The sequence below is a fragment of the Pseudonocardia sp. DR1-2 genome, from assembly GCF_023717215.1.
Classification (GTDB): domain Bacteria; phylum Actinomycetota; class Actinomycetes; order Mycobacteriales; family Pseudonocardiaceae; genus Pseudonocardia; species Pseudonocardia alni.
On the sequence record NZ_JAMQOF010000001.1, the window covers coordinates 652,671 to 665,363 of the forward strand.

At 74.5% G+C, this 12,693-nt stretch carries 12 protein-coding genes; 8 read left to right on the forward strand and 4 right to left on the reverse strand.

All coding sequences use genetic code 11. The features are described 5' to 3' along the window. Positions 1–6 precede the first annotated feature (6 nt). On the reverse strand, positions 7–888 hold the full coding sequence (locus ND486_RS03010; protein ID WP_251782720.1) for an ABC transporter substrate-binding protein: 882 nt from the start codon (positions 886–888) through the stop codon (positions 7–9). Positions 889–942: 54 nt separating this feature from the next. Between ND486_RS03010 and pgm the strand changes: the two genes are divergently transcribed. Together pgm and ppgK are read left to right on the forward strand one after the other, a co-directional pair. Next, the gene (gene pgm / locus ND486_RS03015) at positions 943–2,598 is read left to right on the forward strand and encodes a phosphoglucomutase (alpha-D-glucose-1,6-bisphosphate-dependent) (protein ID WP_251782721.1); all 1,656 of its coding nucleotides are present in this window, start codon (positions 943–945) and stop codon (positions 2,596–2,598) included. Next, on the forward strand, positions 2,595–3,344 hold the full coding sequence (ppgK, locus tag ND486_RS03020) for a polyphosphate--glucose phosphotransferase (protein WP_251782722.1): 750 nt from the start codon (positions 2,595–2,597) through the stop codon (positions 3,342–3,344). Before pgm ends, ppgK begins: the two co-directional genes overlap by 4 nt. Here the strand turns inward: ppgK and ND486_RS29525 are convergent. After that, positions 3,313–4,737, reverse strand: coding sequence for a carboxypeptidase regulatory-like domain-containing protein (locus ND486_RS29525; RefSeq protein ID WP_251782723.1), 1,425 nt, complete (start codon positions 4,735–4,737; stop codon positions 3,313–3,315). The genes ppgK and ND486_RS29525 overlap by 32 nt on opposite strands. Before the next feature lie 144 nt (positions 4,738–4,881). Between ND486_RS29525 and ND486_RS03030 the strand changes: the two genes are divergently transcribed. After that, positions 4,882–5,505 carry a TetR/AcrR family transcriptional regulator gene (locus ND486_RS03030; protein ID WP_251782724.1) on the forward strand — a complete coding sequence of 208 codons (624 nt, stop codon included), beginning with the start codon at positions 4,882–4,884 and terminating at the stop codon, positions 5,503–5,505. 12 nt (positions 5,506–5,517) lie between these two features. On the opposite strand, the gene ND486_RS03035 is transcribed toward ND486_RS03030, so the two are convergent. After that, positions 5,518–6,063, reverse strand: coding sequence for a dihydrofolate reductase family protein (locus tag ND486_RS03035; protein ID WP_251782725.1), 546 nt, complete (start codon positions 6,061–6,063; stop codon positions 5,518–5,520). Positions 6,064–6,143: 80 nt separating this feature from the next. After that, complete coding sequence (locus tag ND486_RS03040) at positions 6,144–7,625, reverse strand: mannitol dehydrogenase family protein (protein ID WP_251782726.1); 1,482 nt, start codon at positions 7,623–7,625, stop codon at positions 6,144–6,146. Positions 7,626–7,832: 207 nt separating this feature from the next. Between ND486_RS03040 and ND486_RS03045 the strand changes: the two genes are divergently transcribed. From ND486_RS03045 to ND486_RS03065, 5 genes are read left to right on the forward strand one after another with little or no spacing between them, the layout of a single operon-like run. Then, the gene (locus ND486_RS03045; protein WP_251782727.1) at positions 7,833–8,750 is read left to right on the forward strand and encodes a TetR/AcrR family transcriptional regulator; all 918 of its coding nucleotides are present in this window, start codon (positions 7,833–7,835) and stop codon (positions 8,748–8,750) included. Further along, positions 8,747–9,640 (forward strand): 3-keto-5-aminohexanoate cleavage protein, encoded by an 894-nt coding sequence (locus ND486_RS03050; protein ID WP_251782728.1) that lies wholly within the window; start codon positions 8,747–8,749, stop codon positions 9,638–9,640. Before ND486_RS03045 ends, ND486_RS03050 begins: the two co-directional genes overlap by 4 nt. Further along, entirely contained in the window at positions 9,633–10,610 is a 978-nt protein-coding gene (locus ND486_RS03055; protein ID WP_251782729.1) for a 3-hydroxyacyl-CoA dehydrogenase NAD-binding domain-containing protein, read from the forward strand. The genes ND486_RS03050 and ND486_RS03055 overlap by 8 nt, the downstream gene beginning before the upstream one ends. Beyond that, positions 10,603–11,076, forward strand: a complete 474-nt coding sequence (locus ND486_RS03060; RefSeq protein ID WP_251782730.1) for a thioesterase family protein — start codon at positions 10,603–10,605, stop codon at positions 11,074–11,076. Before ND486_RS03055 ends, ND486_RS03060 begins: the two co-directional genes overlap by 8 nt. A 56-nt stretch (positions 11,077–11,132) precedes the next feature. Next, entirely contained in the window at positions 11,133–12,689 is a 1,557-nt protein-coding gene (locus tag ND486_RS03065) for an ABC transporter substrate-binding protein (RefSeq protein WP_251782731.1), read from the forward strand. The last annotated feature ends 4 nt before the right edge of the window (positions 12,690–12,693 follow it).

The window sequence follows — 12,693 nt, forward strand, 5'->3', positions numbered from 1 at the left end:
CCCCGCTCAGCGGACCGGCGCGACCCTCCCCGGCGGCGGCGCCGGGACCGTACCGGGGTGCAGCAGGCCGGCGATCGCCTCGACCCCGTCGACCAGTCGCGGACCGGCCCGCACCACGAACGACGCCGAGTCGATCGCGTGCACCGGGACCCCGGCGGGCAGCCACGGCAGCGCCGCGCGGGCCTGGGCGAGCGCGTCGTCGAGGCCGAAGCCGCACGGCGCGACCAGCACGGCGTCGCACGGCGGAAGGTCGGCCGGGTCGACGGCGGTGCTGCGCCCGCCCGGGGCGGCCGCCACCGGGACGCCACCGGCCGCGGTGACCAGGTCGGGCACCCAGTGCCCGGGCAGGAACGGCGGGTCGGTCCACTCCAGCACCAGCACCCGCGGCGCCGGGCGGCCCCGCACGGCGGCGGCGACGGCGTCGAGGCGCGCCGACAGGCCCGCGACCAGCGCGGCGGCCCGGTCCGGCACCCCGGCCGCGGCGCCGACCGCGGTCACCGTGTCGAGCACGTCGGCCAGCCGGTGCGGGTCCAGCGACAACACCCGGGCCCGGGTCCCCAGCTCGTCCTGCACCTGCGCGACGGTCGAGCCGGGCAGCGCGCACACCGCGCACAGGTCCTGGGTGAGGATCAGCTCCGGGTCGGCGGCGCCGAGCCGGGCGCGGTGGACCTGGTACAGCGGCAGCCCGGCCGCGGCCCGCTCGCGGACGACGGCGTCGATCTCCCCCGGCGACGCGGCGGGCGGCAGCGCGGAGTCGACGACCACCGGCACCCGGTCCCGGACGCCCACCGGGTCGTCGCACTCGAAGGTGACGCCGACCAGGTCGGCGGCCAGGCCGAGCCGCCCGGCGATCTCGGTCCCGGCCGGGAGCAACGACGCGATCCGCACACCGCCCGACCGTAGGCGGTGGCGTGGGCCGCGGCGAGGAGGAAGGATCGCGGCATGACCGTGCACGAGCGCGCCGGGACCCCGGCCCGCCCCGAGGACCTCGTCGACGTCGACGCGCTGCTGGCCGCGTACGCCGCGACCCACCCCGACCCGTCGGTCGACGTGCAACGGGTCGCGTTCGGCACGTCCGGGCACCGCGGGTCGGCGTTCACCGCGACCTTCAACGAGGACCACATCGCCGCCACCAGCCAGGCGATCGTCGAGTACCGGGCCGCGCAGGGCACCGACGGCCCGCTGTTCCTCGGGCGCGACAGCCACGCGCTGTCCGAGCCGGCCTGGCGCACCGCGGCCGAGGTGTTCGCCGCCAACGGCGTCGACGTCGTCGTCGACTCCCGGGACGGGCTGACCCCGACCCCGGCGATCTCGCACGCGATCCTCGTGACCAACGCCGGGCGCGACGTCCGGCACCTCGCCGACGGCGTGGTCGTCACCCCGTCGCACAACCCGCCCGCCGACGGCGGCTTCAAGTACAACCCGCCGGACGGCGGCCCCGCCGGCACCGAGGCGACGTCCTGGATCGCCGACCGGGCCAACCAGCTGCTCGAGAACGGTCTGAAGGAGGTGCGCCGCGCCCGCTTCGACGCGGCCGCCGCGCACCGCTACGACTACCTCGGCACCTACGTCGACCAGCTCGACCAGGTGCTCGACATGGCCGCGGTCCGCGACGCCGGCGTCACCATCGGCGCGGACCCGCTCGGCGGTGCCTCGGTCGACTACTGGGGCGTGATCGCGCAGCGCTGGGGCCTGGACCTGACCGTGGTGAACCCCGACGTCGACCCGGCCTTCGGGTTCATGACCCTGGACTGGGACGGGAAGATCCGGATGGACTGCAGCTCGCCGTACGCGATGGCGTCGCTGCGGGCCCGGATGGAGGCCGACCCGGCTCCCTTCACCATCGCCACCGGCAACGACGCCGACGCCGACCGGCACGGCATCGTCACCGCCGACGGCGGCCTGATGAACCCGAACCACTACCTCGCCGTCGCGATCGGCTACCTGTTCGCCCACCGCCCCGGCTGGCCCGCGGCCGCCGGGATCGGCAAGACCGCCGTCAGCTCGTCGATGATCGACCGGGTCGCCGGTGACCTCGGCCGCAGGCTGGTCGAGGTGCCCGTCGGGTTCAAGTGGTTCGTTCCCGGCCTGCGCTCGGGGGAGATCGGCTTCGGCGGCGAGGAGAGCGCGGGCGCGTCGTTCCTGCGCCGCGACGGCTCGCCGTGGAGCACCGACAAGGACGGCCTGCTGCTCGCCCTGCTGGCCTCGGAGATCATCGCGGTCACCGGGTCGACCCCCAGCGAGCACTACACCCGTCTCACCGAGCGGTTCGGCGCCCCCGCCTACGCACGCACCGACGTCGCCTGCTCCCGGGAGGACAAGGCGGCGCTGTCCAAGCTGGACGCCGACGCCGTGACCGCCACCGAGCTCGCCGGGGACGCGATCACCGCGAAGCTCACCCGCGCCCCGGGCAACGACGCCGCGATCGGCGGGCTGAAGGTCGTCACCGACGCCGGGTGGTTCGCCGCCCGCCCCTCGGGCACCGAGGACGTGTACAAGGTCTACGCCGAGAGCTTCCGCGGGCCGGAGCACCTGACGCGCGTCCAGGACGAGGCGCGCGGCGTGGTCGCGGCGGCCCTGGCAGGATCGGGGGCGTGAGCAGCAAGCACGCACTCGGGTTCGGTATCGACATCGGCGGCTCCGGCATCAAGGGCGCCCCGGTGGACCTGCGCAAGGGCCAGCTGGCCGCGGACCGGGTGCGCATCCCGACGCCGCAGCCGTCCACACCGGAGGCGGTCGCCGGGACCGTCAAGCAGATCCTCGACGAGTTCGACTGGCGGGACTCCTTCGGCTGCACGTTCCCGGCCGTCGTCCAGCACGGCGTGACCCGCACCGCGGCGAACGTGGACCGGGCCTGGATCGACTGCGACGCCGCCGCGGTCCTGCGCCGGGTCACCGGCCGGGACGCGCTGCTGGTCAACGACGCCGACGCCGCCGGCGTCGCCGAGGCCGAGTTCGGCGCGGCCGCCGACACTCGTCACGGGCTCGTGCTCGTCGTGACCCTCGGGACCGGCATCGGGTCGGCGCTGGTCAACCACGGGAAGCTGGTGCCCAACACCGAGTTCGGGCACCTGGAGATCGACGGGTTCGACGCCGAGTCGCGCGCCGCCGACTCCGCCCGTGAGCGCGAGGACCTGGACTGGGAGGAGTGGGGCGGGCGGCTGCAGCGCTACTTCACCCACGTCGAGAACCTGCTGTGGCCGGACCTGATCGTGGTCGGCGGCGGGGTGAGCAAGAAGTTCGAGAAGTGGTCGCCCTACGTGCGGACCCGCACCGAGCTCGTCCCGGCCGGGCTGCTCAACGAGGCCGGGATCATCGGGGCAGCGCTGCTGGCGCACGGCTGACCGGCTCCCCCGGTGCCGGCGCGGCGGCCGGGCGCAGGACCACGCTGCGATGCGACACCGCACCGTGCAGGCGCAGCCGTTCCGACACCGGGTCGTGGCCGGGCGCGGACACGAGCACGGTGACCCACCCGTCGGCGCGGCCGCGGACGGCGAACCGGCCGTCCTCGGATCCGGCGGCGACGTCGACCTGCCCGCCGGTGTGGTCGACGACGGTCACCCGCGCCCGCGGCACGGGCCGGCCCGCGTCGTCGATGACCCGGCCGATCAGCGTCGGGACCGGGTGAGCGAGCAGCCGGGCGTCGGCGAGGGCGTCCGGGTGCGCGCCCCCGACCGAGGCCTCGTCGGCGACGGCCTCGGCGATCCGGTGCTCCCGCTCGCGCTCGGCGTCCCCGGCCGTCTCCTCCGGCCCGGCCGCGGCCTCGCGCCCGGCGGCGCGCCGGTCCCGCCACGCACCCAGCGCGACCAGCAGCGCACCGAACGCCCACCAGGCCAGCAGCCCGAGGACCGGCACGGTGATCGCGGTCGCGTCGAAGTAGAGGATGCCCCGGGCGGCGTCGATCGCCTGCCCGAGCGGCATGACGTGGTGCAGGACCTGGAAGAAGCCCGGCACCATCTCCTTCGGGATCGCCCCGCCCGAGGACGGGATCGACATCAGCACGAACAGGCCCATCGCGACGCCGGGCAGCGCGCGGCGCACGAACGGGGCCAGCCCGAACGTCGTCCAGGCGACGGCCTGGGACAGCAGGAACCCGACGACGAGCACGGCCGGGTGGAACGGGATCGCCTGGATCGCGGTGCCGATCGCCCAGCACACCACGGTGGCGAACAGGCCGAACCCGGCGAGCGCGGTCAGCTTGGTGCGCCGCGACAACGCGGTGGCCTGCATCATCATCATGACCGCGATGTAGCCGGAGATGTTGCAGGCCATCGCGATGTAGAACAGCGACGTGCCGAAGCCGTCACCGGGCGCGGTCGGTGCGAGGTCCACCACCCGCAGCGGCCCGCCGGACCCGGTGGACAGCGGCGCGAAGATCCCCTGCAGGACCTGGACGAGCTGCAGGCCGTCGGCGCGGGCGATGTAGAGCGTGTGGCCGGCCGGGTCGTACCCGGCGACGACGTCGCGGTGGAAGATCGCGTCCCGGATGTCGGCCGCGGCGGCGACCGGGGTGACGTCGAACCCGCCCGGCGACGCCTGCGCCAGCTCGGCGGACACGGTCGCGGCGGCCTGCTGCCCGACGACCCCGACCGGGATGCCGTGCGGGGCCGGGGCGTGGAAGGGCAGCAGGTAGAACAGCATGAACCCCAGCACGAAGAAGGCGGGGAACCACAGGGCCAGCGCCAGGTCCTTCGCCGTCCGCGAGCGCTCCGGTTCCTGCACCTGCTCCTGTGACACGCGTCCTCCGTCCGGGTTTGCGTCATGCAATAGTTTGCGGTGCTCACGAATGTACAAGCACACTGCAGTGACTGCACGACTGCACTCCCCGCACGTTTCGAGGGTGCGAGCCGCGCCGGGACCAGCGGGAGAGGTGGGACGGGCATGATCGGCGAGATGCTGAGCGACCAGGAGGCGCGCTGCCACGGGCTGCGGGAGCGCAAGAAGGTGCGGACCCGCCAGGCGCTGCGCGCCGCGGCCCTGGAACGCGCGCGCACCCAGGGCCCGGACGCGTTCACCGTCGAGGAGATCTGCGCCGACGTCGACGTCGCGCCGCGCACGTTCTTCAACCACTTCCCGTCGAAGGACGCGGTGCTCTTCGACTGGGACACCGCCTCCCTCGACGAGCTCGCCGCCGAGGTCCGCGCCCGGACCGAGACCTCCCCGCTCGAGGCGGCGACGGCGGTGCTCGCCGAGGTCACCGTGGCGCTGACGACCAGTCCGACCTGGCACGGGCAGATGGAGCTGCTGCGCACCCACCCCGAGCTGCACCCGCGGATCGCCCACGTCGGCCGGACCGTGGAGCAGACCGTCGCGCAGGCGCTCGCCGGACGCGACGGCGCCGACACCCCCGCGACGGCCCACCGGCTCGCCGCGGCGGCTGCGATGGCGGTGATGCAGGTCGCCGTCGCCGGCTGGCTGGCCGACCCGGCGGGCCCGCCGGCCCGCCGGGTCTACGGCGACGTGCTGGCGGCCGCCCGGGAGGCCTTCGCGGCACTGCCGGACTGAGCGCGCCCGGACTCAGGTGAGCGGCGGACCGTAGGTCAGCCGGACCACGCCGTTCTCGTAGGCCTCGGACTCGCGCAGCCGCAACGGCACCCGCGCGCCCTCGGCGAACAGTCGCAGCCCGGCCCCGAGCGACACCGGGTAGACGAACAGGTTGAGCGTGTCGACCAGGCCGTCGGTGAGCAGCGCACGGACCAGGGTGACGCTGCCGGAGACGTAGATGCCGCCGTCGGTCGCGTCCTTGAGCTGCCGGATCCGCGCCGGGTCGTACGGGCCGAGCACCCGGGAGTTCTCCCACTCCAGCGGGTCGGCCAGGGTGGAGGTGACGACGTGCTTGGGCGCGCCATTGAAGAACGCGCCCCCGGACTCGACGTCGTGCCCGCGGGCCGACCAGGCCGGGTGGAACATCTCGTAGGTGTTCCGGCCGAGCAGGATCGCCGCGTCGGTCAGCCGGCCGATCGCCTCCCCCATCGCGTCGGTGAAGCCGTACTCCGCGGTCCAGGACGGGTCGGAGACGACCCCGTCGAGGCTGATGAACTCATGCACGTCGATCGTGCCCACTGTGGTCTCCCGGGGTCGAGGCGAGGGGTCATCGGCTACGACCGCAGACGTGTGGGGAACTCATCGGTTCCCCCTGCCGGTCACGCGAGGTCGGCGACGGTCGCCGCGGCGCCGCGGGACCACAGCGACTCCAGCGCCGAGCGGAACGCACCGGCGAACCGCTCGTCGGAGCCGAGGTCGCCGAACACCCCGCGGTGGGACAGGAACGACCCCGGGGTGTCCCGCTCGGCACGCGCGAGCGCGGTCATCTCCTCGGCCAGGCGGTCCTGCTGGGTGATCTCCCGCCCCTGCTCGTCGGCGCCCTCGGCGTAGCGGCACCACCCGGCGACGACGGCCGCGGCCCGCTCGACCGGCCCGCCCGCGGCGAGCTGCTCGCGCACCACCGGCAGCAGGAAGATCGAGATCCGGTCGGAGCTGCCGTAGTTGATCCGCATCAGGGTGTCAGCGACGCCCGGGTTCGCGAAGCGTTCCAGCAGGGTGTCCTTGTAGGCGTCGAGGTCGATGCCGGGCACCGGGCGCAGCGTCGGCGTGGCCTCGTCGTCCATGTAGCCGCGCAGGAACGACGCGAACGTCGGGTCCTGGGCGACCTCGTGCACGTAGCGGTGCCCGGCGAGGTAGCCGAGGTAGCCCAGCGCCTGGTGGGTGGCGTTGAGCAGGCGCAGCTTCATGAACTCGTAGGGGACGACGTCGTCGACGACCTGGACCCCGACCCGCTCGAACTCCGGGCGGCCCGCGGCGAAGTGGTCCTCGAGCACCCACTGGGTGAACGGCTCGCACACGACCGGCCAGCCGTCGCGCAGCCCGAACCGCTCTGCGAGGGCCTCGCGGTCGGTGTCGGCGGTGGCCGGGGTGATCCGGTCGACCATCGAGTTCGGGAAGGTGATCGACTCCGCGACCCAGGCGCCCAGGTCGGCGTCGCGGAGCTGGGCGACGCCGGTGAACACCCGGCGGGCGACGTCGCCGTTGCCCTGCATGTTGTCGCAGCTCATGATCGTGAGCGGGCCGGTGCCGCGCTCCCGGCGGCGCGCCAGCGCCTCGACGACCAGCCCGAACGCCCCGGTCGGGGCGGAGCCGGCCGCCATCGCGTCGAGGTCGGCGCGGATGCCGGGGAAGTCCGGGTCGAACTCGCCGGTCTTCTGGTCGATCGCGTAGCCGCCCTCGGTGATCGTCAGCGACACGATCCGGGTGTCGGGGCGCGCGATCCGCTCGATGACGGCCTCGGGGTCGTCGGGGGCGTAGAGGTAGTCGACGAGCGACCCGACGACCCGGGGCGTCAGCGTCCCGTCGGCCTCCTTCAGCACGAGGGTGTACAGCCCGTCCTGGGCCGCGAGCACGTCGCGCATCCGGTCGTCGGCGGCGAGCACCCCGACCCCGCAGATGCCCCACTCCGGCGCCCCGCCGGACGCGAGCAGCGCGTCGACGTACATCGCGAGGTGCGCGCGGTGGAAACCGCCGACGCCGATGTGGACGATCCCGCGGCCCACGGCGCCCCGGTCGTAGCCGGGGACCTCCACGCCCTCGATCCCGTCGGTCCAGATCCCGGTCTCGTCCAGCGAACGCATGGTCCCCCTCGCCACGTCCCCCGGCGCCCCACGGCACCGTCGGGTGAGAGGCCGACCCTACCGCCCACGGTGTCCGACGCAAGCGCTTCCGCGAGCGGTTGCCGCGAACTGGTCGACGAACCGGAAACCTCCGCGAAACACCTCGTGCGCAGCAACGATCCGAGTCGGTGCTTGCGCTAATCGCAAGTCCCGGCCTAGGGTCGCCCGGTGACCGACCCCCGTGCCCCCCGGGCCGCCGACGACGCGGTGGCCGGGCGGGTGCGCGCCCTGCTGGAGCGCGACGGCTGGACCCAGCGCCGGTTCGCGGCCGCGGTCGGGCTGGAGGAGACCAAGCTGTCGAAGTCGCTCGCCGGGCGCCGCCGCTTCGCCGCCGACGAGCTCGTCCGCATCGCCGACGTCACCGGCGAGACCGTGGCCCGGCTGCTGCACGGCCGCGACGGAGCGCGCGCCCGGACCGCGGTCCCCACCGGGGCCGCCGCCGCGGCCGCCGAGCCCGACCCCGGCCGCGAGCCCGGCGGGACCCACGGCACCCGCGGCCGGATCCTCGACGCGGCGTGGGAACTGATCGCCGACCACGGTTACCACCGGGTCCGCACCGCCGACGTCGCGCGGGCGGCGGGTACCAGCCCGGCGGCGATCCACTACCACTTCCCCACCCGCTCGGAGCTGCTCGACTCCGCGCTGCGGCACAACGTGCGCCTCGCCTTCGACCGCCAGGTCGCCGAGCTCGACACGATCGCCGACCCGCACGACCGGCTGCTGCGGCTGATCGACCTCCAGCTCCCCGACGGCGCGCTGCTGGAGCGCGAGTGGTCGATCTGGATCCAGGTGTGGGCGGAGTCGGCGATCGACCCGGCCCGGCGCGAGCTGTACTGGGACGCCTACGACCGCTGGTTCCGCACCGTCGCCATGACCCTCGCCGAGGGCGCCGCCACCGGGGTCTTCGTCCCCGACGCCGGTGACGCCGCCCGCCGGCTCACCGCGCTGGTCGACGGCCTGGGCATCCAGGTCATGGCGCGTACCCCCGGCACCTCCGTCGCGCAGATGCGCGCGGACCTCGCCGCCTTCATCGACCGGGCCGTGCTCGCGGCACCGGCACGCACGGATCGAACGGAGAACGGATGAACCGTGACGTCATCATCACCTGCGCGGTGACCGGGGCCGGGGACACGGTGGGCCGCAGCCCGCACGTGCCCGTCACCCCGGCACAGATCGCCGCGGACGCGATCGCCGCGGCCCGGGCCGGCGCCGCCGTGGTGCACATCCACGTGCGCGACCCGGAGACCGGCAGCCCGTCGCGGGCGGTGGAGCTCTACCGCGAGACCGTGACCCTGATCCGGGACTCGGGCGTCGACGTCGTGCTCAACCTGACCGCGGGCATGGGCGGTGACCTGGTGATCGACGCCGAGGACCCGCTGAAGCCGATCGACGGCACCGACCTGGTCAACGCCCTGGAGCGGCTCCCGCACGTCGAGGAGCTGCTGCCCGACATCTGCACGCTGGACTGCGGCTCGCTCAACTTCGGCGAGGGCAACCAGCTCTACGTCTCCACCCCGGACATGCTGCGCACCGGCGCCAAGCGGGTCCAGGAGCTCGGCGTGAAGCCCGAGCTGGAGATCTTCGACACCGGCCAGCTGTGGTTCGCCACCGTGCTGGTCGAGGAGGGCCTCGTCGACGCCCCGTCGCTGTTCCAGCTGTGCATGGGCATCCCCTACGGCGCCCCGGCCGACCCGGGCGTGCTGGCCGCGGAGGTGAACCTGCTGCCCGAGGGCGCCAACTTCGCCTCGTTCGCGATCGGGCGCGACCAGCTGCCGTGGGTGGCCCAGTCGGTGCTGGCCGGCGGGCACGCCCGCGTCGGGCTGGAGGACAACCTCTACCTCTCGCGCGGGGTGAAGGCGACCAACGAGCAGCTCACCGAGCGGGCGGTGGAGATCGTGCAGAACCTCGGCGCCTCGGTGGCGACGCCGGACCGCGCCCGCGAGATCCTCGGCCTGAAGGAGCGCACCGGTGCCTGAGCCGCGTCCCGTCACGGAGATCCGGACCGTCGCCTGCATCGGCGCCGGGGTGATCGGCGCCGGCTGGGCGGCGTACTTCCTGGCCCGCGGGCTGCGGGTCCGGGCCTGGGACCCCGCCCCGGACGCCGGGGAGAAGCTGCGCCGGGTGGTCGACGCCGCCTGGCCCGCGCTCACCGAGCTGGGCCTGGCCGAGGGCGCCGACCGGGACGCGCTGACGGTGCACCCGACCGCGGCCGAGGCCGTCGCGGGAGCGGACTTCGTGCAGGAGAGCGCCCCGGAGGACCTGGACCTCAAGCGCGCCCTGCTGGCCGAGCTGGCCGACGCCGCCGTGGCGGCCGGGCCGGACGTGGTGGTGGCGTCGTCGACCTCGGGGTTCCCGATGACCGACATGGCGACCACCGCGGCCGAGCCGGGCCGGCTCGTCGTCGGGCACCCGTTCAACCCGCCGTACCTGATCCCGCTGGTCGAGGTCGTCGGCGGCGAGAAGACCGAGGCCTGGGCGGCCTCGCGGGCCGCGGACTTCTACCGGCACATCGGGAAGTCGGTGATCGAGATGGAGCGGGAGCTGCCCGGCTTCATCGCGAACCGGCTGCAGGAGGCGATCTGGCGCGAGGCGCTGCACATGGTCGCCGCGGGCGAGGCCACCCCGGAGGAGATCGACCGCTCGATCACCGACGGCCCGGGGCTGCGCTGGCCGGTGCACGGTCCCTGCCTGACCTTCCACCTGGCCGGTGGCCAGGGCGGGATGGCGCACATGCTGGACCACTTCGGACCGTCGCTGAAGGCACCGTGGACGCGTCTGGAGGCCCCGGAGCTGACCCGGGAGCTGCGCGACGACATGGTCGCCGGCGCCGAGGTCTCCGCCGGTGGGCGGCCGATGGCGGAGCTGGTCGCCGAGCGCGACCGGGCCGTCATCGCCGTCCGGCGTGCGGTCGCCGCGGCCCGCGCCGCCGGGGGCACCGGTGGATGAGCCGCTGCGGTACTCCGCCACCGTCCGTCCCGAGTGGATCGACTACAACGGGCACCTGTCCGAGCCGTACTACGTGCTGGTGTTCGGCGACGCGACGACCGCGCTGATGGACCGGGCCGGGATGGACCCCGGCTACCGCGAGGCCACCGGCCGTTCGCTGTACACCGTCGAGGCGCACGTCCGGTACCTGCGCGAGGTCGGTCCCGGCGCCGCGCTCGAGGTCCGCACCCGGCTCCTCGGCCGCGACGCCAAGCGGCTGCGCCTGTGGCACGAGCTGCACGTCGAGGGGCGGCTGCGGGCGACCGAGGAGCTGATGTGCCTGCACGTCGGCCCCGACGGGGCCGAGGCGTTCCCCGCCGACGTCGCCGCCGCCCTCGACGCGCTCCACGTGCCCGGCGAGCCCGAGCACGCGGGCCGGTCGATCGCGGCCGTCGGCCGGGGGGAGGTGCGGCGCCCCTCGACGTGATGTGCCCGAGACCGCGGCCCCGGCACGACCGGGGCCCTCTGCGAGGAGACACGTTCATGATCAGCCCGACACCGGTACGCGGCGGGTTCTCCCGCCGCCGCCTGCTGGGCGGAGCGGCCGGCCTGGCCGCGGCGGCCGTCCTGGCCGGCTGCGGCGGGCCGGCCACGGCCCGTGAGGCCGGAGCCCCCCGTCGCGGCGGCGTCCTGCGGGTGGGGGTGACCGGCGGCGGGTCGTCGGACACCCTCGACCCGCACAGCCCCGCCACCAACCCGGACATCGCCCGCGTCGTCAGCCTCTACGAGCCGCTGCTGCGGTGGGACGACGACTACACGCTCCAGCCCGCCGTCGCCGCGTCCGTCCGCCCCGACCCCGGCGCCCGCAGCTGGACGGCGGTCATCCGGCCCGGCATCACCTTCCACGACGGGCGTCCGGTGACCCCCGACGACGTCGTCGCGACCTTCAGGCGGATCACCGACCCGGCCGATCCCAAGTCCGGTGCCGCCCAGCTGGAGACCCTCGACGACGTCGTCGTCGCCGGTGACGACCGGGTCCGGTTCCTGCTCTCCGAGCCCGGGCCGGTGTTCGACCAGTACCTGGCCGAGTACAGCGTCGGGATCGTCCCCGCCGACTTCTCGCTCGACCGTCCCGTCGGCACCGGGGCCTTCCGGTACCAGTCCTTCTCCCCCGGCCAGCAGAGCGTGTTCGTGCGACACGACGGCTACTGGCGTCCCGACCAGCCCTGGGTCGACCGACTCGAGCTGATCAACTTCAGCGAGGAGGACGCCCGGATCAACGCGCTGCTGTCGGGCCAGGTCGACGCCATCGACCAGGTCCCGCTGTCGCTCACCGAGGTCGTCGGCGCCTACGACTCGATCTCCCTGCTCACCGCCGAGACCGGCAGCTGGCTGCCGTTCACGATGCGGGTCGACGTCGAGCCGTTCGACGACGTCCGGGTGCGTCAGGCGCTGCGCCTGGCCACCGGCCGCGGCGAGATGCTCAGCCAGGTGCTGTCGGGCCAGGGGGCTCCCGCGGGCGACCTGTACGGCCGGTTCGACCCGGACTACCTCGACCCGCGCCGCGACCGGGACGTGGAACGGGCCCGCGACCTGCTCGCGGCGGCCGGGAAGCCGAACCTGTCGCTGGAGCTGGTGACCTCGCCGATCCAGGCGGGCTCGGTGGAGTCGGCGCAGGTGCTGGTCACCCAGGCCCGCGCGGCCGGCATCGACATCGGGTTGCGCCGGGTGGACACCTCCACCTTCTTCTCCGACCAGTACCTGCAGTGGGAGTTCGCGCAGAGCTTCTGGAACACCCGCAACTACCTGCCGCAGGCCGGGTCGTCGTCGCTCCCGGACTCGCCGTTCAACGAGACGCACTGGGACGACGCCGAGTACATCCGGATCGTCCGCCGGGCCCGCGCCGAGGTGGACACGGCCCGGCGCGGCGAGCTGGTCCGCCAGGCCCAGCGCATCGAGTACGACCGCGGCGGCTACCTCATCTGGGGCTTCCCGAACCGGGTGGACGCCCACCAGAGCTACGTCGGCGGGCTCACGCCCAGCCGCACCGGGCTGTCGCTGTCCGGCTACGAGTTCCGGAAGGCATGGGTCGGCGCATGAGCCT

What these genes read in the sequence shown, in the direction of transcription:
- pgm (WP_251782721.1), top strand. Translation starts at nt 943, where the DNA reads ATGACCGTGCACGAGCGCGCCGGGACCCCGGCCCGCCCCGAGGACCTC.
- ND486_RS03030 (WP_251782724.1), top strand. Translation starts at nt 4,882, where the DNA reads ATGATCGGCGAGATGCTGAGCGACCAGGAGGCGCGCTGCCACGGGCTG.
- ND486_RS03040 (WP_251782726.1), bottom strand. Translation starts at nt 7,625, where the DNA reads ATGCGTTCGCTGGACGAGACCGGGATCTGGACCGACGGGATCGAGGGC.
- ND486_RS03050 (WP_251782728.1), top strand. Translation starts at nt 8,747, where the DNA reads ATGAACCGTGACGTCATCATCACCTGCGCGGTGACCGGGGCCGGGGAC.
- ND486_RS03065 (WP_251782731.1), top strand. Translation starts at nt 11,133, where the DNA reads ATGATCAGCCCGACACCGGTACGCGGCGGGTTCTCCCGCCGCCGCCTG.